Origin of the sequence: Streptomyces sp. NPDC101151, assembly GCF_044768335.1 — a bacterium.
Lineage (GTDB): Bacteria > Actinomycetota > Actinomycetes > Streptomycetales > Streptomycetaceae > Streptomyces.
Genome location: NZ_JBIWPP010000007.1, coordinates 152,172 through 170,952, shown reverse-complemented (window position 1 = coordinate 170,952; position 18,781 = coordinate 152,172). Strand labels below are relative to the sequence as shown.

Here is an 18,781-nt window from a genome sequence, read left to right as displayed (position 1 = left end):
CCGCTGTACGACGACTTACGCCACGGGGCTTCCGGCAGGTCCCGGCTTCTCTGCATAGCGTTCCTCCCGTACGCGAGCGATCAGCTCGGCTGAGTCCTCGATGGAGAGGGCTGCGGCCTGAAGATGATCGTAACGATGCCAACAGTCCTTGGCGATGCTCGAATTGGCGGTCATGAACCCTGAGTCGTAGTTCTCGGAGTACGTGATGTCGGCGTGATCGTCGAAGCGCATCACCGTAAACCCTCCTGCTGTAGCCGGATGTTGGCCCACACCCAGCGGCAGCACCTGCACACGCACCTCCCGGCTGCCCTGGAAGGACAACAGGTGCATGAGCTGCTCCCGCATGACCTCCCGGCCGCCGAACGGCCTGTGCAGGACGACCTCGTCCAGCACCACCCATACCAGCGGCGGCTGCTCCCGCGTAAGGATCCGCTGCCGCTCCAGCCGTGCCGCCACCTGCTCGTCCAGCCTCTCCGTCAAGCCAGCGTCCAGTACCGCTCGCGCGTACCTGGGCGTCTGGAGAAGGCCGTACACCACCTGCGCCTGATAGGTGGAGATGCTTGTCGCCTTCGCCTCCAACTCGGCGAACGGCTGAAACCAACTGGGCAACTGGTTCCGCAGCACCAGCCCCACCAGCCGTGAGAACAACCCGTCCGTCCCCAGCGCCGCGTCCAAGCGTTCGGAGAAGTCCCGCTGGGGCACCCTCGCCGCCGTCTCGATCTGGCCGATCAATGACCCCGTGCAGAAGACGGCCGATCCGAGCTGCGCCAAGGTGAGCCCCGCCGCCTCCCGGGCCCTGCGCAGCTCATAGCCGTAGTAGTCCAAGGGCGACGCGCTCGGGTCGAGCTCACGGCTTCGCATGCCGATCACCTCCGATCACCGAGAGTAGCGAGCTGCCGTCGATCGGGTGACGGGTTGTGGAAAACAAATTCATGCAAGCGTGCTTGATTGTTTCTGTCCCCGCTGCCATGCTCCCCCTCATGGCCGACCCGACGCCCGTCATCGACGACCTGCGTGCCGAGAGCGATGAACTCGATCTGCTCGTGGCCGAGTTGAGCCCCGGACAATGGGCTCTTTCCACCCCCGCGCCCGGCTGGACCGTCGCTCACCAGATCGCGCACCTCGCCTGGACCGACCACTCTGCGCTGCTGTCCGTCACCGACGCCGACGGCTTCCAGGCGCTGGTCGAGAAGGCGCTCGCCGCCCCCGACTCGTTCGTGGACGAGGGGGCGGAGGAGGGGGCGCGACTCCCGGTCACGGAACTGCTGTCGATGTGGCGGACGGGACGCACCGCGCTCGACCGCGCCCTGCGCACAGCATCACCGGGCGCCCGCTTCCCCTGGTACGGCCCGCCCATGTCCACCGCCTCCATGGCCACCGCCCGGCTCATGGAGACCTGGGCCCACGCACTGGATGTCGCCGACGCCCTCGGTGTGGTGCGGCCGCCCACCGACCGGATCCGGCATGTGGCCCGGCTCGGGGTGCGGACCCGCGACTTCGCCTTCGGGGTGCACGGACTCACCCCGCCGGCCGACGAGTTCCGCGTGGAACTGACGGCGCCCTCGGGCGAGTTGTGGGCGTACGGTTCCGAGGAGGCCGCTCAGCGCGTCTCCGGCACCGCCCTGGACTTCTGCCTCCTGGTCACCCAGCGCGCGCACCGCGCCGACCTCGCCCTGACGGCCGTGGGCCCGGACGCCGACCGCTGGCTGGACATCGCCCAGGCCTTCGCCGGGCCGCCCGGCACCGGTCGCCCGCCGAAGGCGGACCCGGCATGACGGTCCTGCGCATCGGCAACTTCTCCGGCTTCTACGGCGACCGCGCCGCCGCCCTGCGCGAGATGCTCACCGGCGGCGAGGTCGACGTCCTCACCGGTGACTACCTCGCCGAACTCACCATGCTCATCCTCGGCCGCGACCGCCTGAAGGACCCGGCCGCAGGCTACGCCCGCACCTTCCTGCGCCAGCTGGAGGACTGCCTGGGTCTCGCCCATCAGCGCGGGGTGCGGATAGTCACCAACGCGGGCGGTCTGAATCCGGCCGGACTCGCGGACGCCGTACGGCAGTTGGCCGACCGGCTGGGCATCCCCGTACGCATCGCGCATGTCGAGGGCGACGACCTGACCGCCGCCCACCCGGGCGCCCTCGCCGCGCACGCCTACCTCGGCGGGTTCGGTATCGCCGAGTGCCTGCGGGCCGGCGCCGATGTCGTGATCACCGGCCGGGTGACCGACGCGGCGCTCGTCACCGGGCCGGCCGCCGCCCACTTCGGCTGGCAGCCCGGGGAGTACGACCGCCTCGCCGGTGCCGTCGTGGCCGGACACGTACTGGAGTGCGGGACACAGGCGACCGGCGGGAACTACTCCTTCTTCGGCGAGGGGGACGTGCGCCGCCCGGGCTTCCCGCTCGCCGAGATCCACGCGGACGGCACCAGCGTCATCACCAAGCACGCCGGCACCGGCGGCTTCGTCGACGTCGGCACGGTCACCGCGCAGCTGCTCTACGAGACCGGCGGCGGCCGCTACCTCGGCCCCGACGTCACGGCCCGGCTGGACACCGTACGACTGAGCCAGGAGGGGCCGGACCGGGTGCGGATCGAGGGCGTACGCGGGGAGGCTCCGCCGCCGACGCTCAAGGTCGGGCTCAACCGGATCGGCGGCTTCCGCAACGAGGTCGCCTTCGTCCTCACCGGACTCGACATCGAGGCCAAGGCGGACCTCGTACGGGAGCAGCTGGCCGACGCGCTCGCCAAGTCGCCGCCCGCCGAGGTGCGGTGGGACCTGGTCCGCACCGACCGGGCCGACGCGGACACCGAGGAGACGGCCGGCGCCCTGCTGCGGCTCGTCGTACGGGACCCGGACCAGCAGGTGGTCGGGCGCGCGCTGAGCGGAGCCGCCATCGAACTGGCGCTGGCCAGCTACCCCGGGTTCCATGTCCTGGCGCCGCCCGGAAAGGGCGCGCCCTATGGGGTCTTCGAGGATGTGTACGTACCCCATGGTGCCGTCGACCATATGGCGGTCCTCCATGACGGGCGCCGGATGCCCGTGGCACCGGCCCACGACACCCTCGTCACCGAAGACCTGCCACAGCCATCGCTCCCCGAGCCCCTCCCGCCGGGACCCGTCCGCCGTGCCCCCCTCGGCCTCGTCGCCGGGGCCCGCAGCGGGGACAAGGGCGGGAGCGCCAACGTGGGGGTGTGGGCGCGCTCCGACGAGGCCTGGCGATGGCTCGCCCACACGCTCACCGCCGACCGGTTCCGGGAGCTGATCCCCGAGAGCCGCGACCTGCCCGTCACCCGGCACGTGCTCCCGAACCTCCGCGCCCTCAACTTCGTCGTGACGGGCATCCTCGGCGCGGGCGTCGCCGCCCAGCACCGCTTCGACCCGCAGGCCAAGGCCCTCGGCGAATGGCTGCGCTCCCGCCACCTGGACATACCGGAGGCCCTCCTGTGACGGTCCTTTCCTCCGCCCTGGACAGCAACGGCCCCGAGCACCGGGCGAGCCGCGAGGCCATGCTCGCCAAGCTCGACGACCTGGAGACCGAGCACGCCAAGGCGCTCGCCGGCGGCGGCGAGAAGTACATCCAGCGGCACCGGGGGCGCGGCAAGCTGCTCGCCCGCGAGCGCATCGAGCTGCTCCTCGACCCGGACACCCCGTTCCTGGAGCTGTCCCCGCTGGCCGCCTGGGGCAGCGACTACACGGTCGGTGCCTCCCTGGTCACCGGGATCGGCGTGGTCGAGGGCGTGGAGTGCCTGATCACCGCCAACGACCCGACCGTGCGCGGCGGTGCCAGCAACCCCTGGAGCCTGAAGAAGGCCCTGCGCGCCAACGACATCGCGCTCGCCAACCGGCTGCCCTGCATCAGCCTGGTCGAGTCCGGGGGCGCCGACCTGCCCTCCCAGAAGGAGATCTTCATCCCCGGAGGCGCCATCTTCCGGGATCTGACCCGGCTGTCCGCCGCCGGCATCCCGACCGTCGCCGTCGTCTTCGGCAACTCCACCGCCGGCGGGGCGTACGTCCCCGGCATGTCCGACCACGTGATCATGGTCAAGGAGCGGGCGAAGGTGTTCCTCGGCGGGCCGCCGCTGGTGAAGATGGCGACCGGCGAGGAGAGCGACGACGAGTCCCTGGGCGGCGCGGAGATGCACGCGCGCGTGTCGGGCCTCGCCGACTACTTCGCCGTGGACGAGCAGGACGCGCTGAGGCAGGCGCGTCGGGTCGTGGCCCGCCTCAACCACCGCAAGGCGTACGAGGATCCGGGCCCGGCGGCCCCGCCCGAGTACGACCCGGAGGAACTGCTCGGCATCGTCCCGGGCGACCTGAAGATCCCGTTCGACCCGCGCGAGGTCATCGCCCGCCTGGTCGACGCCTCCGACTTCGACGAGTTCAAGCCGCTGTACGGGACGAGCCTGGCGACCGGCTGGGCGTCCCTGCACGGCTACCCGGTCGGCATCCTGGCGAACGCCCAGGGGGTCCTCTTCAGCGAGGAGTCGCAGAAGGCCGCCCAGTTCATCCAGCTGGCCAACCAGCGGGACATCCCGCTCCTCTTCCTGCACAACACCACCGGCTACATGGTCGGCAGGGAGTACGAGCAGGGCGGCATCATCAAGCACGGCGCGATGATGATCAACGCGGTCAGCAACAGCAGGGTCCCGCATCTGTCGGTCCTCATGGGGGCGTCGTACGGCGCCGGGCACTACGGCATGTGCGGGCGGGCCTACGACCCCCGCTTCCTGTTCGCCTGGCCCAGCGCCAAGTCGGCCGTCATGGGCCCGCAGCAGCTCGCGGGCGTGCTGTCGATCGTCGCCCGGCAGTCGGCCGCCGCGAAGGGACAGCCGTACGACGACGACGCGGACGCGGCCCTGCGCGCGATGGTGGAGCAGCAGATCGAGTCCGAGTCGCTGCCGATGTTCCTGTCCGGGCGGCTGTACGACGACGGCGTCATCGACCCGCGCGACACCCGCACCGTCCTCGGCCTGTGCCTGTCCGCGATCCACACCGCCCCCTACGAGGGCGCGCGCGGCGGCTTCGGCGTCTTCCGGATGTGAGGCTCATGATTACGACTCTGCTGGTGGCCAACCGGGGCGAGATCGCCTGCCGGATCTTCCGCACCTGCGGCGAGCTGGGCATCCGGACCGTCGCCGTGCACTCGGACGCGGACGAGAACGCGCTCCACGCGCGCGTGGCCGACACGGCCGTACGGCTCCCGGGCGCGACGCCCGCCGAGACGTACCTGCGCGGCGACCTGATCGTGAAGGCGGCGCTGGCCGCCGGCGCGGACGCCGTGCACCCCGGGTACGGCTTCCTCTCCGAGAACCCCGAGTTCGCCCGTGCCGTCCTCGACGCCGGCCTGCTCTGGATCGGGCCGCCTCCGGAGGCGATCGAGGCGATGGCGTCCAAGACGCGCGCCAAGGAGCTGATGGGGATCGCGCCCCTGGGCGAGGTCACCGAGGCCGACCTGCCGGTGCTGGTGAAAGCGGCCGCGGGCGGCGGCGGGCGCGGGATGCGGATCGTGCGCCGTCTGGAGGAGCTGCGGGCCGCGCTGGAGGGCGCCGGAGCCGAGGCCGCGAGCGCCTTCGGCGACGGCGAGATCTTCGTCGAGCCGTACATCGAGCACGGCCGTCACGTCGAGGTGCAGATCCTCGCCGACGCCCACGGCACGGTCTGGACGCTCGGCACCCGCGACTGCTCCCTCCAGCGCCGACACCAGAAGGTGATCGAGGAGGCCCCGGCGCCGGGACTGGCGTCCGGGCTCACCGACGAGCTGTACACGCTGGCCGTACGCGCGGCGGAAGCCGTGTCCTACGTGGGGGCGGGAACGGTGGAGTTCCTCGTCGCCGACGGCAGGGCGCACTTCCTGGAGATGAACACCCGCCTCCAGGTCGAACACCCCGTGACCGAGGCCGTCTTCGGCCTCGATCTGGTCGCCGAACAGCTCCGCGTCGCCGAGGGCCACCCGCTCCCGGCCGACCCGCCCCGCGCCCGTGGCCACGCCGTGGAGGCCCGCCTGTACGCCGAGGACCCCGCCCACGACTGGGCCCCGCAGACCGGCACCCTGCACCGCCTGGCCGTACCCGCGGGCGTCCGCCTCGACACCGGCTACACCGACGGCGACACCATCGGCGTCCACTACGACCCGATGCTCGCCAAGGTCGTCGCGCACGCCCCCACGCGCGCGGAGGCGGTCCGCAAGCTGGCGGGCGCACTGGACCGGGCCGCGCTCCACGGCCCGGTCACCAACCGGGAGCTGCTGGTGCGCTCCCTGCGGCACGCCGAGTTCGCCGACGCCCGCATGGACACCGGCTTCTACGACCGCCACCTCGCCGGACTCACCGAGCCCGCTCCCGCTCCCTACGCCCCCCTGGCCGCGGCCCTGGCCGACGCCCACGGCCGCTCCCGCTTCGGCGCCTGGCGCAACCTGCCGTCGCAGCCGCAGGTCAAGCGGTACGAGATGGCCGGGCAGGAGCACGAGGTCCACTACCGGCACACCCGGCAGGGCCTCACGGCCGACGGAGTGCGGGTCGTGCACGCCGACGCGCGTCTGGTCGTACTCGAAGCGGACGGCGTGCGGCGGCGGTTCGACGTCGCGCGCTACGGCGACCGGGTCCACGTCAACGGCACCGCCCTCACCGCCCTGCCCCGCTTCCCCGACCCGACCGCCCAACTCGCCCCCGGGTCCCTGCTGGCCCCGATGCCGGGCACGGTCGTACGCATCGCCGAGGGCCTGGAGGAGGGCACCGCAGTACAGGCCGGACAGCCCCTTGTCTGGCTGGAGGCGATGAAGATGCAGCACCAGATCTCGGCTCCGGTCACCGGAACGCTCAGCGCCCTGCACGTCACACCGGGACAGCAGGTGGAGCCAGGAATGTTGCTGGCGGTGGTGCAGGAAACCTAGGGGCGCGGGGAACTGCGCGAGCAACCACACACAAGCCGCACGCGGAGGATCGCATGACCACCCTCATCGAGTCCGAAGAGCACAACGCACTACGGGCCGCAGTGGCCGCCCTGGGCAAGCGCTACGGCCGCGACTACATAGCCCGCACCGTGGCAGAAGGCCGCCATCCCGCAGAACTCTGGTCCGAGGCGGGCAAGCTGGGCTATCTCGGCGTCAACCTCCCGGAGGAGTACGGAGGCGGAGGCGGAGGTATTGCCGAACTCTCCATCGTTCTGGAGGAGTTGGGAGCGGCAGGCTCACCCCTCCTGATGCTCGTGGTCTCACCCGCGATCTGCGGCACGGTCATCTCCCGCTTCGGCACGGAGGAGCAGAAGCGTGCCTGGCTCCCGGGGCTCGCCGACGGCACCCGCCTCATGGCCTTCGGCATCACCGAACCCGACGCCGGCTCCAACTCCCACCGCATCACCACCACGGCCCGCAGGGACGGCACCGACTGGCTCCTCACCGGCCGCAAGGTCTTCATCTCCGGTGTCGACATGGCGGACGCCGTCCTCATCGTCGGCCGCACCGAGGACGCCCGCACCGGGCGCCTCAAGCCCTGCCTGTTCATCGTCCCGACGGACGCCGAGGGCTTCCAGCGGCATCCCATCGACATGGAACTCAACGCCGCCGAGAAGCAGTTCGAGCTGGTCCTGGACGACGTACGGCTGCCCGCCGACGCCTTGGTCGGCGACGAGGACGCGGGCCTGCTGCAGCTGTTCGCCGGGCTCAACCCCGAGCGCATCATGACCGCGGCCTTCGCGATCGGCATGGGCCGGTACGCACTCTCCAAGGCCCTCGAGTACGCCCGCGACCGTACCGTCTGGAAGGCCCCCATCGGAGCCCACCAGGCGATCGCCCACCCCCTGGCGCAGGCGCACATCGACCTGGAACTGGCCCGGCTGATGATGCAGAAGGCGGCGCATCTGTACGACGCCGGCGACGACGTCGGTGCGGGCGAGGCCGCCAACATGGCCAAGTACGCCGCGGGCGAGGCCTGTGTGCGGGCCGTCGACCAGGCCGTGCACACGCTCGGCGGCAACGGCCTCACGCGCGAGTTCGGACTCGCCTCGTTGATAACGGCCGCACGCGTGGCTCGTATTGCTCCGGTGAGCCGGGAGATGATTCTCAACTACGTCTCCCACCAGACCCTGGGCCTGCCCAAGTCGTACTAGGCCGGCACCGGCAGCCGCTTGGAGGAACCGTGTTCCGCAGCGCGTACGCAGACGTTCCGCCCGTAGAACTCCCCATCCACGAGGCCGTCCTGGGCCGTGCCGCCGAATTCGGCGGCCTGCCGGCCCTCATCGACGGCACGGACGGCACCACCCTCACGTACGAGCAGGTGGACCGGTTCCACCGGCGACTGGCCGCCGCCCTCGCCGACGCGGGCGTGCGCAAGGGCGACGTCCTCGCCCTGCACAGCCCCAACACGATCGCCTTCCCGACCGCCTTCTACGCGGCCACGCGCGCGGGTGCCTCCGTCACCACCGTGCACCCGCTCGCCACCCCGGAGGAGTTCGCCAAGCAGCTCGGCGACAGCGGCGCCCGCTGGATCGTCACCGTCTCCCCGCTGCTGGAGTCCGCCCGCCGTTCCGCCGAACTCGCCGGTGGGATACGGGAGATATTCGTCTGCGACAGCGCGTCCGGGCACCGTTCGCTGATCGACATGCTCGCCTCCGCCGCCCCCGAGCCGGAGATCGACTTCGACCCGGCCGAGGACGTCGCCGCGCTGCCGTACTCCTCCGGCACCACCGGCATCCCCAAGGGTGTGATGCTCACCCACCGGCAGATCGCCACCAATCTCGCCCAGCTGGAGGCCCCCGTCCCGGCGGGCCCCGGCGACCGCATCCTCGCCGTACTGCCGTTCTTCCACATCTACGGCCTCACCGCCCTGATGAACGCGCCCCTGCGCAAGGGCGCCACGGTCGTCGTCCTGCCCCGCTTCGACCTGGAGACCTTCCTCGCCGCCATCGAGAACCACCGCATCACCGGCCTGTACGTCGCCCCGCCGATCGTCCTCGCCCTCGCCAAACACCCGGCCGTCGCCCGCTACGACCTCTCCTCCCTGAAGTACGTCATCAGCGCCGCCGCCCCGCTGGACGCCCAGCTCGCCGCCGCCTGCGCCGAGCGGCTCGGCCTGCCCCCGATCGGCCAGGCCTACGGCATGACCGAACTGTCGCCCGGCACCCACGTCGTCCCGCTGGACGCCCTGCACCAGGCGCCCGCCGGCACGGTCGGCAAGCTCATCGCCGGCACCGAGATGCGGATCGTCTCCCTCGACGACCCCGGCAAGGACCTCGGCACCGGCGAGCCGGGCGAGATCCTGATCCGCGGCCTGCAGGTCATGAAGGGCTACCTCGGCCGTCCCGACGCCACCGCCGCCATGATCGACAGCGAGGGCTGGCTGCACACCGGAGACGTCGGCCACGTCGACGCGGACGGCTGGCTCTTCGTCGTCGACCGCGTGAAGGAACTCATCAAGTACAAGGGCTTCCAGGTGGCTCCCGCCGAACTGGAGGCCCTGCTGCTCGCCCACCCCGGTATCGCCGACGCGGCCGTCGTCGGCGCCTACAACGACGACGGCAACGAGGTCCCGCACGCCTTCGTCGTCCGCCAGCCCACCGCCGACGACCTGAGCGACAACGAGATCATGCTGTACGTCGCCGAACGCGTCGCGCCCTACAAACGCGTCCGCAAGGTCACCTTCATCAAGGGCGTGCCCCGCGCCGCCTCCGGGAAGATCCTGCGACGGCAGCTCAGGGAGCACACATGACCACACTGATCGGACGCACGCGCGCGCGTGCCGTGGAAACCCTCAGCCTGGATTCCACCGACACCCGCAACGCCCTGTCCGCCGCCCTCCTCGGCCGGCTCGCCGAGGCACTGACCGACTGCGGGAAGGACCCGGACGTCCGCGCGGTCGTCCTCACCCACACCGGCACCACCTTCTGCGCCGGCGCCGACCTGCGCGACCCACCGGACCCGGACGCCTTCGTGGGCCTGCTCCGGCAGATCGTGGAGCTGCCCAAACCCGTGGTCGCCCGGGTCACCGGACACGTCCGCGCCGGCGGCCTCGGCCTCCTGGCCGCCTGCGACCTCGCGGCCGCCTCCACCCCGGCCACCTTCGCCTTCACCGAGGTCCGCATCGGTGTCGCCCCCGCCGTGATCTCCCTGCCGGTGATCCCGCGCACCGACCCCCGCGCCCTGGCCCGCTACTACCTCACCGGCGAACGCTTCGACCCCGCCGAGGCCGTACGCCTCGGCCTGCTCACCGTCACCGCCGACGACGTGGACGAGGCCCTCGCCCCCGTCCTCGACGGCCTGCGCCGCTCCTGCCCGAACGCCCTGGCCGAGACGAAACAGCTGCTCACGGCTAGGGTGCTGGAGACGTTCGACCGGGACGCGGCGGAGCTGACCGCGCTCTCGGCCCGGCTGTTCTCCTCCGCCCAGGCCCGGGAGGGGATGACGGCCTTCCTGGAAAGACGGGATGCGGCATGGGTGGTGTGAGTACGGCGGAACGGGACCGCGTACCCAAGCAGGACCGCAGCCGGGCCACCCGGCAACGGCTCCTGGAGGCCGCCGTGGCCTGCCTGGCCGAGCACGGCTGGGCGGGCTCCACGGTCGCCGTCGTCGCCGAGCGCGCCGGGGTCTCCCGCGGCGCCGCGCAGCACCACTTCCCGACCCGCGAGGACCTGTTCACCGCCGCCGTCGAGTACGTCGCCGAAGAGCGCTCCAGCGCGCTGCGCGAGCTGTTCCCCGAGGGCGCCGCGGACCGCCGCGCCGTCGTCTCCGCCCTGGTCGACCTCTACACCGGCCCCCTCTTCCGCGCCGCCCTCCACCTGTGGGTCGCCGCCAGCGACGAGGAGCAGCTGCGCCCGCGCGTGACCGAGCTGGAGGCCCGCGTCGGCCGCGAGACCCACCGCATCGCCGTCGAGCTGCTCGGCGCCGAGGAGTCCCGCCCCGGCGTCCGGGAGACCGTCCAGGGCCTGCTCGACATGGCCCGCGGCCTCGGCCTCGCCAACCTCCTCACCGACGACACCGCCCGCCGCCGGCGGGTCGTGGCCCAGTGGGCCGTGCTGCTGGAGGCCGCCCTGGGCTGAGGGGGTTGCCGCGGGGGCGCGTTACCCTTGGGCCCATGCTTCCGATGCTCGTTCGACGCCGCCACGTGGACTACGTGCGCGTCACGAGCATGGGCTGTCGGCTTTCGGCCTGAAATCAGCCCCTTTTCTCCCTCTTCTTACGGCATTCTGGGCGCCGCCCTACCCTCGGCGGCCTGCCCGTGGCCCACACACCCTGTGGACGCATCCATGACGACGCACATCGCGACGACCCCGTCGTACGACCAGCTCCCGATCATCGACCTGTCGGCCGCCGACCGCGGCCCCCGGGCCCGTGACCTGCTCCACGCCCAGTTGCACAGCGCCGCCCACGACGTCGGTTTCTTCCAGCTCGTCGGGCACGGCGTGACGCGGGCGGAGACCGACGCGCTGCTCCTGGCCATGCGCGCCTTCTTCGACCTCCCCGAGGCCGACCGGCTGGCTCTCGACAACGTCAACTCCCCGCACTTCCGCGGCTACACGCGCACCGGCGACGAGCGCACCCGCGGCGCCCGCGACTGGCGCGACCAGCTCGACATAGGCGCCGAACGCCCCGCCCACGTCCCCGGCCGTGGCGAGCCGCCGTACTGGTGGCTGGAGGGCCCCAACCAGTGGCCGGCCGCCCTCCCCGAGCTGCGCACCGCAGCCCTGGCCTGGATCGACAAGCTCAGTGCGGTCGCCCAGCGCCTCCTGCACGAACTCCTGACCGCCATCGGCGCCCCCGCCGACTTCTACGACCCGGTGTTCGGCCGGCACGCCCACCCGCACCTCAAGCTCGTGCGCTACCCGGGCAGCGCCGGTGACGGCACCGACCAGGGCGTCGGCGCCCACAAGGACTACGGCTTCCTCACCCTGCTCCTGCAGGACACGGTCGGCGGGCTCCAGGTCCAGCGCGAGGACGGCCTCTTCCACGACGTGCCCCCGCTGGACGGCGCCTTCGTCGTCAATCTCGGCGAACTCCTGGAAGTGGCGACCAACGGCTACCTGCTCGCCACCAACCACCGGGTGATCAGCCCGTCCGGGGCCACCGAACGCTTCTCGGTCCCCTTCTTCTACAACCCCCGCCTGGACGCCAGGATCGAGCCCCTCCCGTTCCCGCACGCCCCGATCGCCCCCGGCATCACCACCGACCCGGCCAACCCCCTGTTCGCCGAGTACGGCTACAACGAGCTCAAGGGCAAGCTGAGGGCGCACCCACTGGTGGCGGAGCGGCACCACGCGAACCTGCTGACCGCGGCGTGAGGGGCGGCCGCGGACGTGCACACCGCGGGGCGGAGCCTCAGGGGCTCAGCCGCTCCACGTCCCAGGCGCCGTCGGGCCGGGCCACGTACCGCAGCCGGTCGTGCATGCGGTTCTCGCGGCCCTGCCAGAACTCCACGGTCTGAGGCGCGATCCGGAAACCGCCCCACTGCGGCGGAACCGGCACCGGCTCACCCTCCGGATGACGCACGCCCAACGCGGCATAGGCGTCGTCCAGCTCGTCACGGGACGTGATCACCGACGACTGCGCGCTCGCCCAGGCACCCAGCTGGGAACCGTGCGGACGGGTGCGGAAGTACGCGGCGGTCTCGTCCCGGTCGGTGCGGCGGGCGACACCGGTGACGATCACCTGGCGGGCGATCGGGTGCCAGGGGAAGAGCAGCGAGATGTACGGGTTGCCGGCCAGCTCACGGGCCTTGCGCGAGTCGTAGTTGGTGTAGAAGACGAAGCCGTCGGTGTCGTACTGCTTCATCAGGACGGTACGGGAGCTGGGCCGGCCGGCCGGGTCCGCCGTGGCGACGACCATCGCGTTGGGCTCGTAGAGCGAGCCTCGTACGGCCGCCCGGGCCGCGTCCTCGAACCAGCGCGAGAACTGGTCCATCGGGTGCGCGGCGAGATCCTTCTCGTCGAGACCCTGGGCCCGGTACTGCTTGCGCATCGCGGCGGGATCGACGAGGGGGTCGAGGCTGGGTTCGCGGTCGGTCACGCGGTCATCTTGCCGCATCGAACGCGTGGCACTCAGTGTCGGGTGGGCTGCCCAACCATGGCACTCGGAGTTATCGTTCTGCTTCCCGCGCGGTTTGGGTGACCTCCGGTCGATCGGGGCATCACGGGGGTGACCGCCGCCGACACTTTCACGAGGAGCCGCCTGATGTCCGACTTCGTACCCGGGCTCGAGGGAGTCGTCGCGTTCGAGACGGAGATCGCCGAACCCGACAAGGAGGGCGGCGCCCTGCGCTACCGCGGCGTCGACATCGAGGACCTCGTGGGACACGTCTCCTTCGGGAACGTGTGGGGTCTCCTCGTCGACGGCGCCTTCAACCCCGGACTCCCGCCCGCCGAACCCTTCCCCATCCCGGTGCACTCCGGTGACATCCGCGTGGACGTACAGTCCGCGCTCGCCATGCTCGCCCCGGTCTGGGGCCTCAAGCCGCTGCTCGACATCGACGTGGCCCAGGCCCGTGCGGACCTCGCACGCGCCGCCGTCATGGCCCTGTCCTACGTCGCCCAGTCCGCGCGCGGGCAGGGGCTTCCGATGGTGCCGCAGCGGGAGATCGACAAGGCTCAGTCGGTCGTCGAGCGGTTCATGATCCGCTGGCGCGGCGAGCCCGACCCGAAGCACGTCGCCGCCGTCGACGCCTACTGGACGTCGGCCGCCGAACACGGCATGAACGCCTCCACCTTCACGGCCCGGGTCATCGCCTCGACCGGCGCGGACGTCGCCGCCGCGCTGTCCGGGGCGGTCGGTGCCATGTCCGGCCCGCTGCACGGCGGCGCCCCCTCCCGGGTGCTGGGCATGATCGAGGAGATCGAGCGGACGGGTGACGCCGAGGCGTACGTGAAGAAGGCCCTGGACCGCGGAGAACGGCTCATGGGCTTCGGCCACCGGGTCTACCGGGCCGAGGACCCCCGCGCCCGCGTACTGCGCCGCACCGCCCGCGAGCTGGGCGCCCCGCGCTTCGAGATCGCCGAGGCGCTGGAGAAGGCGGCGCTGGAGGAGCTGCACAACCGTCGCCCGGACCGGGTGCTGGCGACCAACGTGGAGTTCTGGGCCGCGATCATGCTCGACTTCGCGGAGGTCCCGGCGCACATGTTCACGTCGATGTTCACGTGCGCCCGGACGGCGGGCTGGTCGGCTCACATTCTCGAGCAGAAGCGGACCGGTCGGCTGGTGCGGCCGTCCGCTCGCTATGTGGGGCCGGGGACGCGCAGCCCGCAGGACATCGAGGGCTTCGCGGACATCGCCCGCTGAAACCCCGTCCGGTCTCCCGTCGCACACGCAGACGACCCGCGAGCTCGGTTCCTCCGCCTGCTCGGCGGGGGAGCCGGCCGGACGTACCGGCGAGCTCGCGGGTCGGGTGACTGTCTGGATTGGGCCGGCTGCGTGTCTGTCGCCCACGCCGGTCCGGCACCGCACTAGGTGTGGTGGCAGGCCGCTAGCCCGCAGCCACCTCGCGCGTCCGGGTTTCACTCATTTACCCGATCACCTCCCTTCTGCTTGCTCTGCAGCCTAGGCACCGGCCGAGAACGGCTCAACTGTTTTTCCCGGACGAGGATGCTCACCACGGAGGCGATGCCGAACACCAGCAGGACGCTGTTCCGGTCGCCGCCCATGCCGTACGTGCCGAGGAAGGCGGCGATGTGCGTGTAGAGGACCGGATCCTGCAGATCAGGGGGCTGCTCGACGCCGGACCGCCGACGCGGGTCATCAAGCAGCTTCTGCCCTGCCTCGGCGGGCCCCGGACCATTCACATCCCCGGCCCCACTCCGGAGACGATCGCCACGCTGGAGGCCGAGCTGCAGCGGATCTCCGGGCGCATCGAGTGCCTGCTGCGCAGCCGGGACGCCGTCGCCGGCCATCTCGACACGACGCGTCGCTCGCAGCGCCCGGCGGCCGGGGCCCCCGGCGGCCTGAATGCGGTGGACGGGCCGCCGTCCGGGCCCCTAGCGTGCGGCGCATGACTGATCTTCGGATCGAGCCGGTGGACGGCGATCCCATGCTCGAACAGTGGCGCCACGTGCACAACGTCATCGTGCCGCCCGCCGCCATGTCCCTGGACGACGCCCGGCAGCGGCGGGAGCGGTACCGGCTGGAGAACGCGTACCTGGGGGACGTGCTCGTCGGCTGCTCCACCGTGCGGCCGCCGGCCGGGGAGGACGCCGTCGCGACCGTCATCGCGCGCGTGCTGCCCGAGTACCGCGGGCGCGGCTTCGGCAGGGCCCTGTACGAGAACGGGCTCGCCCACGCGCGCGGGCTGGGCGCCGAGGCGGTCGAGACGTGTGTGCTGGCGGTGAACGCGGACGGGCTGCGGTTCGCCGAGCGGCAGGGGTTCGTGGAGATCGACCGGTATGTGCTGGACGGGCAGAGCGACGAGTGGGTCGACCTGCGGCTCGAGCCGGACTCCGGTGCCGGGCATTGATTCCTGCAATCTTGCGGGAACAGGATGTGGGCTGCGTCACGTTCGAGTTGAATGAAGGCCAGTGAGCGAAACGAGCGCCGTACGTGCGCCGACGCAGCGTCCAGGGGGTCGAGGTGAGTGCTTCCCGGCGGAGTGGGACCACCGACGAGCTGGGGCCGGACGAGCCCGAGCCGGAGGGTCCGCACGGCCCTGAAGGGCCGGAGGAGTCCGGCGGCTCCGATCTGCTCGCCGCGCTGCTGGACGGCATGGACGCGGCCCTGTGCGCCTTCGACGCCGATGGTGTGGTGACGCACTGGAACCGCGAGGCGGAGCGCATCCTGGGCTGGACGGCGGCCGAGGCGGTCGGCCGGCACGGGTTCGCGGGGTGGGCGGTACGCAGCGCGGACGCCGAGGACGTCCAGGCACGTCTGATGTCCGCCATGCACGCACCGGGCCGGCAGGTCCATGAGTTCGCCCTGGTCACCAAGGACGGCGGCCGGGTTCTCGTACGGACCCAGTCCGCCGCCGTCCGTGGGCCCGACGGGAAGCCGGCGGGTGTGTACTGCGCGTTCAGCGAGGTGCACGCCCAGATCGATCTCGAGCGGTCCATCGCGCTCAGCGAGGCGCTGTTCGAGGACGCGTCCTGGGGTGTCGTGCTCGTCGACGCCGATCTGCGGCCCGCCGTCGTCAACGCGCACGCGGCCCGGGCCCTGGGCATCGGCCGCACGTCCGCACTCGGGCGGCCGCTCGGTGAGCTGCTCGCGCAGGGCGTCGAGGAGCTGGAGAGCGCGCTCACCCATGTGCTGGCCGAGGGCGCGCCGCCCGCACCCGCCGAGATGTGGGTGACCGTGCGCGCGCCCGAGGGCGAGAAGCGGCGCTGCTGGCGCAGCGGCTTCGTGCGGCTGGCCTCGCCGCTGGCCGAGGAGCCGGTGCCGCTCGGGGTCGGCTGGCTGTTCCTGGACGTCACCGAGGGCAAGCAGGGCGAGCAGGAGGCGGCCCTGCTGCGCTTCCGCGGCAATCAGCTGCACCGCGCGGCCCGTGCCGCCGCCGAGTGCGAGGACCCGGCGGAGGTGGCCACCGTCCACCTGGACTTCGCCCTCGCCGGATTCGCCGACCACGCCCTGCTCGACCGGCTGGCGGCCCCTCCGCGCGCGGAGGGCGACGACGCGGTTCCGGTGCGGCTGGTGCGGCTCGCCGCCACCCCTGCGGGGGGACCGGGGCCCAGCCTGCTCACGGGCGCGGCGGGGCTGCCCGTGCGCTACGAGGAGGGGCATCCGGCGTTGAGCTGTGTCGAGCGGGCCGGAAGCGTGCGCGCGGACGCGGGCTCGATCCCGGCCGAACGGGCGCGGGAGTGGGCGCTGGCCCGGCAGTGGCCCGGTGACGCGGTGCACGCCCTGTGTGCGGTGCTGCGCAGCCGGGGCCGGACGCTGGGTGTGGTCACCTTTCTGCGCGGGGCCGGCCGCAGCCGCTTCGAGCGCTCGGACGCGGCCTACGCGGAGGACGTGGCCGTACGGATCGCGGCTGCGCTGGATCTTGCGGAGGCGGTCCGGGAGAAGCCGAAGCCGGGGGAGTGACGGCCGGGAGCCGCGGGGGCGCGCGGCGGCCGGTGCCCTCAGTGCCGGTAGAAGATCCGGTCCCCGTATTCCGCCATGACCCGCCCGTTCCAGTCGTGGCCGCCGTCCACGTTGCCCGAGCGCAGCAGCGGAGGCTCGATGCCGCGGTCGGCGAGGGTGGCGGCCGTGGTGGCCATGACGGCCTGCATCAGGGCGCTGGTGACGACCGTCGAGGCGGGGGCGAAGGGGGCGGGGATGGTGTCGAGGGTGAGTTCGGCGTCGCCGACGGCGATCTTCGAGTCCAGGACGATGTCGCAGTGGTCCTTCAGGAAGGTGTCCGAGGAATGCCGGGACGTGGTCTGCGCGGCGTACGCCACGGACGTCACGCCGATGACCTTCACGCCGAGGGCGCGGGCGTTGAGGGCCATCTCGACGGGCAGGGCGTTGCGTCCGGACAGGGAGATGATCACGAGGGCGTCGCCGGCGCGCAGGGGCGAGGTGTCCAGGACGGCGGCGGCGAGTCCGCCGACGCGTTCCAGGGCGGAGCCGAGGGTGGCCGGGGTGACGTCCACGCCGACGACGCCGGGGACGGCGAGCAGGTTCATCAGGGCGAGTCCGCCGGCGCGGTAGACGACGTCCTGGGCGGCCAGCGAGGAGTGCCCGGCGCCGAAGGCGAACAGGCGGCCGCCGGCCGCGACGGTGTCGGCGAGCAGGGTGCCGGCCGCGGTGATCGCCTCGGCCTCCTCCTCCCGGACCCGTTGCAGCAGGCCGATGGCGGCGTCGAAGAACAGGTCGGCAGGCGTGCCGTCGCTCATGCGGTGCCCCTTCGCAGCGTCCGTGTCGCGGATCACCGTGCGGTCTGGACCAGTGCGGTGTCAATACGGCCGAAGGGTTGTGCAGGTGCGCGGCGTTGCGCGGCATCCGGCGCCGCCCGCGGCCGCCCGCGTTTTCGCGGTGGCGCCCGCTTGTCGGTGGGATCCGGCAGAATTGGTGTCAGGGCCAGCGCACGCGCCGGGCGAGCTTCCGGCAGAGGTAATCGAGGGGCACGTATGTCCGGACTGATCGACACCACGGAGATGTATCTCCGCACCATCCTCGAACTCGAAGAGGAAGGCGTCGTCCCCATGCGAGCCCGCATCGCGGAGCGGCTCGACCAGAGCGGGCCGACGGTGAGCCAGACGGTGGCGCGCATGGAGCGCGACGGCCTGGTCTCCGTGGCCAGCGACCGGCACCTGGAGCTGACCGACGAGGGCCGCAGGCTGGCCACGCGCGTGATGCGCAAGCACCGCCTGGCGGAGTGTCTGCTCGTCGACGTGATCGGCCTGGAGTGGGAGCAGGTCCACGCGGAGGCGTGCCGCTGGGAGCACGTGATGAGCGAGGCCGTGGAGCGCCGGGTGCTGGAGCTGCTGAGGCACCCGACCGAGTCGCCGTACGGCAACCCCATCCCGGGCCTGGAGGAGCTGGGCGAGAAGGACGGGGCGGACCCGTTCCTGGACGAGAGCATGGTGTCGCTGGCCGACCTGGACCCGGGCACGGACGGCAAGACGGTCGTCGTCCGCCGCATCGGCGAGCCGATCCAGACGGACGCTCAGCTGATGTACACGCTGCGCCGCGCGGGTGTGCAGCCCGGCTCGGTGGTCAGCGTGACGGAGTCGGCGGGCGGGGTGCTGGTGGGCAGCGGCGGTGAGGCGGCCGAGCTGGAGGCGGACGTCGCCTCCCATGTGTTCGTCGCCAAGCGCTGAGCATGAGAGGGCCCCGGCGCCGTGTGGCGCCGGGGCCTGTCCTCCCCTGTTCTGACCCGGAGCCCCGAGCTCTCAGGGTCA

At 72.1% G+C, this 18,781-nt stretch carries 17 protein-coding genes; 13 read left to right on the top strand and 4 right to left on the bottom strand.

The features are described from left to right. Positions 1–15 precede the first annotated feature (15 nt). Entirely contained in the window at positions 16–861 is an 846-nt protein-coding gene (locus ACIRU3_RS15990) for a helix-turn-helix domain-containing protein (RefSeq protein WP_404056546.1), read from the bottom strand. Positions 862–980: 119 nt separating this feature from the next. Between ACIRU3_RS15990 and ACIRU3_RS15985 the strand changes: the two genes are divergently transcribed. The 9 genes from ACIRU3_RS15985 (at position 981) to ACIRU3_RS15945 (ending at position 12,268) form a co-directional block, all read left to right on the top strand. Continuing rightward, entirely contained in the window at positions 981–1,775 is a 795-nt protein-coding gene (locus ACIRU3_RS15985; RefSeq protein WP_404056544.1) for a TIGR03084 family metal-binding protein, read from the top strand. Then, positions 1,772–3,448 carry an acyclic terpene utilization AtuA family protein gene (locus tag ACIRU3_RS15980; protein WP_404056542.1) on the top strand — a complete coding sequence of 559 codons (1,677 nt, stop codon included), beginning with the start codon at positions 1,772–1,774 and terminating at the stop codon, positions 3,446–3,448. The genes ACIRU3_RS15985 and ACIRU3_RS15980 overlap by 4 nt, the downstream gene beginning before the upstream one ends. Then, entirely contained in the window at positions 3,445–5,043 is a 1,599-nt protein-coding gene (locus ACIRU3_RS15975; RefSeq protein ID WP_404056540.1) for an acyl-CoA carboxylase subunit beta, read from the top strand. Before ACIRU3_RS15980 ends, ACIRU3_RS15975 begins: the two co-directional genes overlap by 4 nt. Positions 5,044–5,048: 5 nt before the next feature. After that, on the top strand, positions 5,049–6,890 hold the full coding sequence (locus tag ACIRU3_RS15970; RefSeq protein ID WP_404056538.1) for an acetyl/propionyl/methylcrotonyl-CoA carboxylase subunit alpha: 1,842 nt from the start codon (positions 5,049–5,051) through the stop codon (positions 6,888–6,890). 53 nt (positions 6,891–6,943) lie between these two features. Further along, the gene (locus ACIRU3_RS15965) at positions 6,944–8,104 is read left to right on the top strand and encodes an acyl-CoA dehydrogenase family protein (protein ID WP_404056536.1); all 1,161 of its coding nucleotides are present in this window, start codon (positions 6,944–6,946) and stop codon (positions 8,102–8,104) included. A 29-nt stretch (positions 8,105–8,133) separates the two neighbouring features. After that, the gene (locus tag ACIRU3_RS15960) at positions 8,134–9,702 is read left to right on the top strand and encodes a 4-coumarate--CoA ligase family protein (protein WP_404056534.1); all 1,569 of its coding nucleotides are present in this window, start codon (positions 8,134–8,136) and stop codon (positions 9,700–9,702) included. Next, on the top strand, positions 9,699–10,436 hold the full coding sequence (locus ACIRU3_RS15955; protein ID WP_404056532.1) for an enoyl-CoA hydratase family protein: 738 nt from the start codon (positions 9,699–9,701) through the stop codon (positions 10,434–10,436). The genes ACIRU3_RS15960 and ACIRU3_RS15955 overlap by 4 nt, the downstream gene beginning before the upstream one ends. Then, positions 10,424–11,029, top strand: coding sequence for a TetR/AcrR family transcriptional regulator (locus tag ACIRU3_RS15950; RefSeq protein WP_404056530.1), 606 nt, complete (start codon positions 10,424–10,426; stop codon positions 11,027–11,029). The genes ACIRU3_RS15955 and ACIRU3_RS15950 overlap by 13 nt, the downstream gene beginning before the upstream one ends. A 207-nt stretch (positions 11,030–11,236) precedes the next feature. Continuing rightward, positions 11,237–12,268, top strand: a complete 1,032-nt coding sequence (locus tag ACIRU3_RS15945; protein ID WP_404056528.1) for an isopenicillin N synthase family dioxygenase — start codon at positions 11,237–11,239, stop codon at positions 12,266–12,268. A gap of 37 nt (positions 12,269–12,305) precedes the next feature. Here ACIRU3_RS15945 and pdxH read toward each other — a convergent pair whose 3' ends face one another. Further along, on the bottom strand, positions 12,306–12,992 hold the full coding sequence (gene pdxH / locus ACIRU3_RS15940; protein ID WP_404056526.1) for a pyridoxamine 5'-phosphate oxidase: 687 nt from the start codon (positions 12,990–12,992) through the stop codon (positions 12,306–12,308). A 165-nt stretch (positions 12,993–13,157) separates the two neighbouring features. Between pdxH and ACIRU3_RS15935 the strand changes: the two genes are divergently transcribed. Continuing rightward, on the top strand, positions 13,158–14,258 hold the full coding sequence (locus tag ACIRU3_RS15935) for a citrate synthase 2 (RefSeq protein ID WP_404056524.1): 1,101 nt from the start codon (positions 13,158–13,160) through the stop codon (positions 14,256–14,258). A 215-nt stretch (positions 14,259–14,473) separates the two neighbouring features. Here the strand turns inward: ACIRU3_RS15935 and ACIRU3_RS15930 are convergent, their stop codons facing one another. Continuing rightward, positions 14,474–14,866, bottom strand: a complete 393-nt coding sequence (locus tag ACIRU3_RS15930) for a hypothetical protein (RefSeq protein WP_404056522.1) — start codon at positions 14,864–14,866, stop codon at positions 14,474–14,476. Positions 14,867–14,964: 98 nt separating this feature from the next. On the opposite strand from ACIRU3_RS15930, the gene ACIRU3_RS15925 reads away from it, so the two are divergent. Continuing rightward, positions 14,965–15,426: a GNAT family N-acetyltransferase gene (locus ACIRU3_RS15925; protein ID WP_404056520.1), complete on the top strand. Its 462-nt coding sequence runs from the start codon at positions 14,965–14,967 to the stop codon at positions 15,424–15,426. A gap of 113 nt (positions 15,427–15,539) precedes the next feature. Then, complete coding sequence (locus ACIRU3_RS15920; RefSeq protein WP_404056916.1) at positions 15,540–16,979, top strand: PAS domain-containing protein; 1,440 nt, start codon at positions 15,540–15,542, stop codon at positions 16,977–16,979. Positions 16,980–17,017: 38 nt separating this feature from the next. On the opposite strand, the gene ACIRU3_RS15915 is transcribed toward ACIRU3_RS15920, so the two are convergent. Further along, complete coding sequence (locus tag ACIRU3_RS15915) at positions 17,018–17,773, bottom strand: SIS domain-containing protein (protein WP_404056518.1); 756 nt, start codon at positions 17,771–17,773, stop codon at positions 17,018–17,020. Positions 17,774–18,007: 234 nt separating this feature from the next. Here ACIRU3_RS15915 and ACIRU3_RS15910 point away from each other — a divergent pair, with 234 nt between their 5' ends. Further along, the gene (locus ACIRU3_RS15910) at positions 18,008–18,700 is read left to right on the top strand and encodes a metal-dependent transcriptional regulator (RefSeq protein WP_031169316.1); all 693 of its coding nucleotides are present in this window, start codon (positions 18,008–18,010) and stop codon (positions 18,698–18,700) included. The last annotated feature ends 81 nt before the right edge of the window (positions 18,701–18,781 follow it).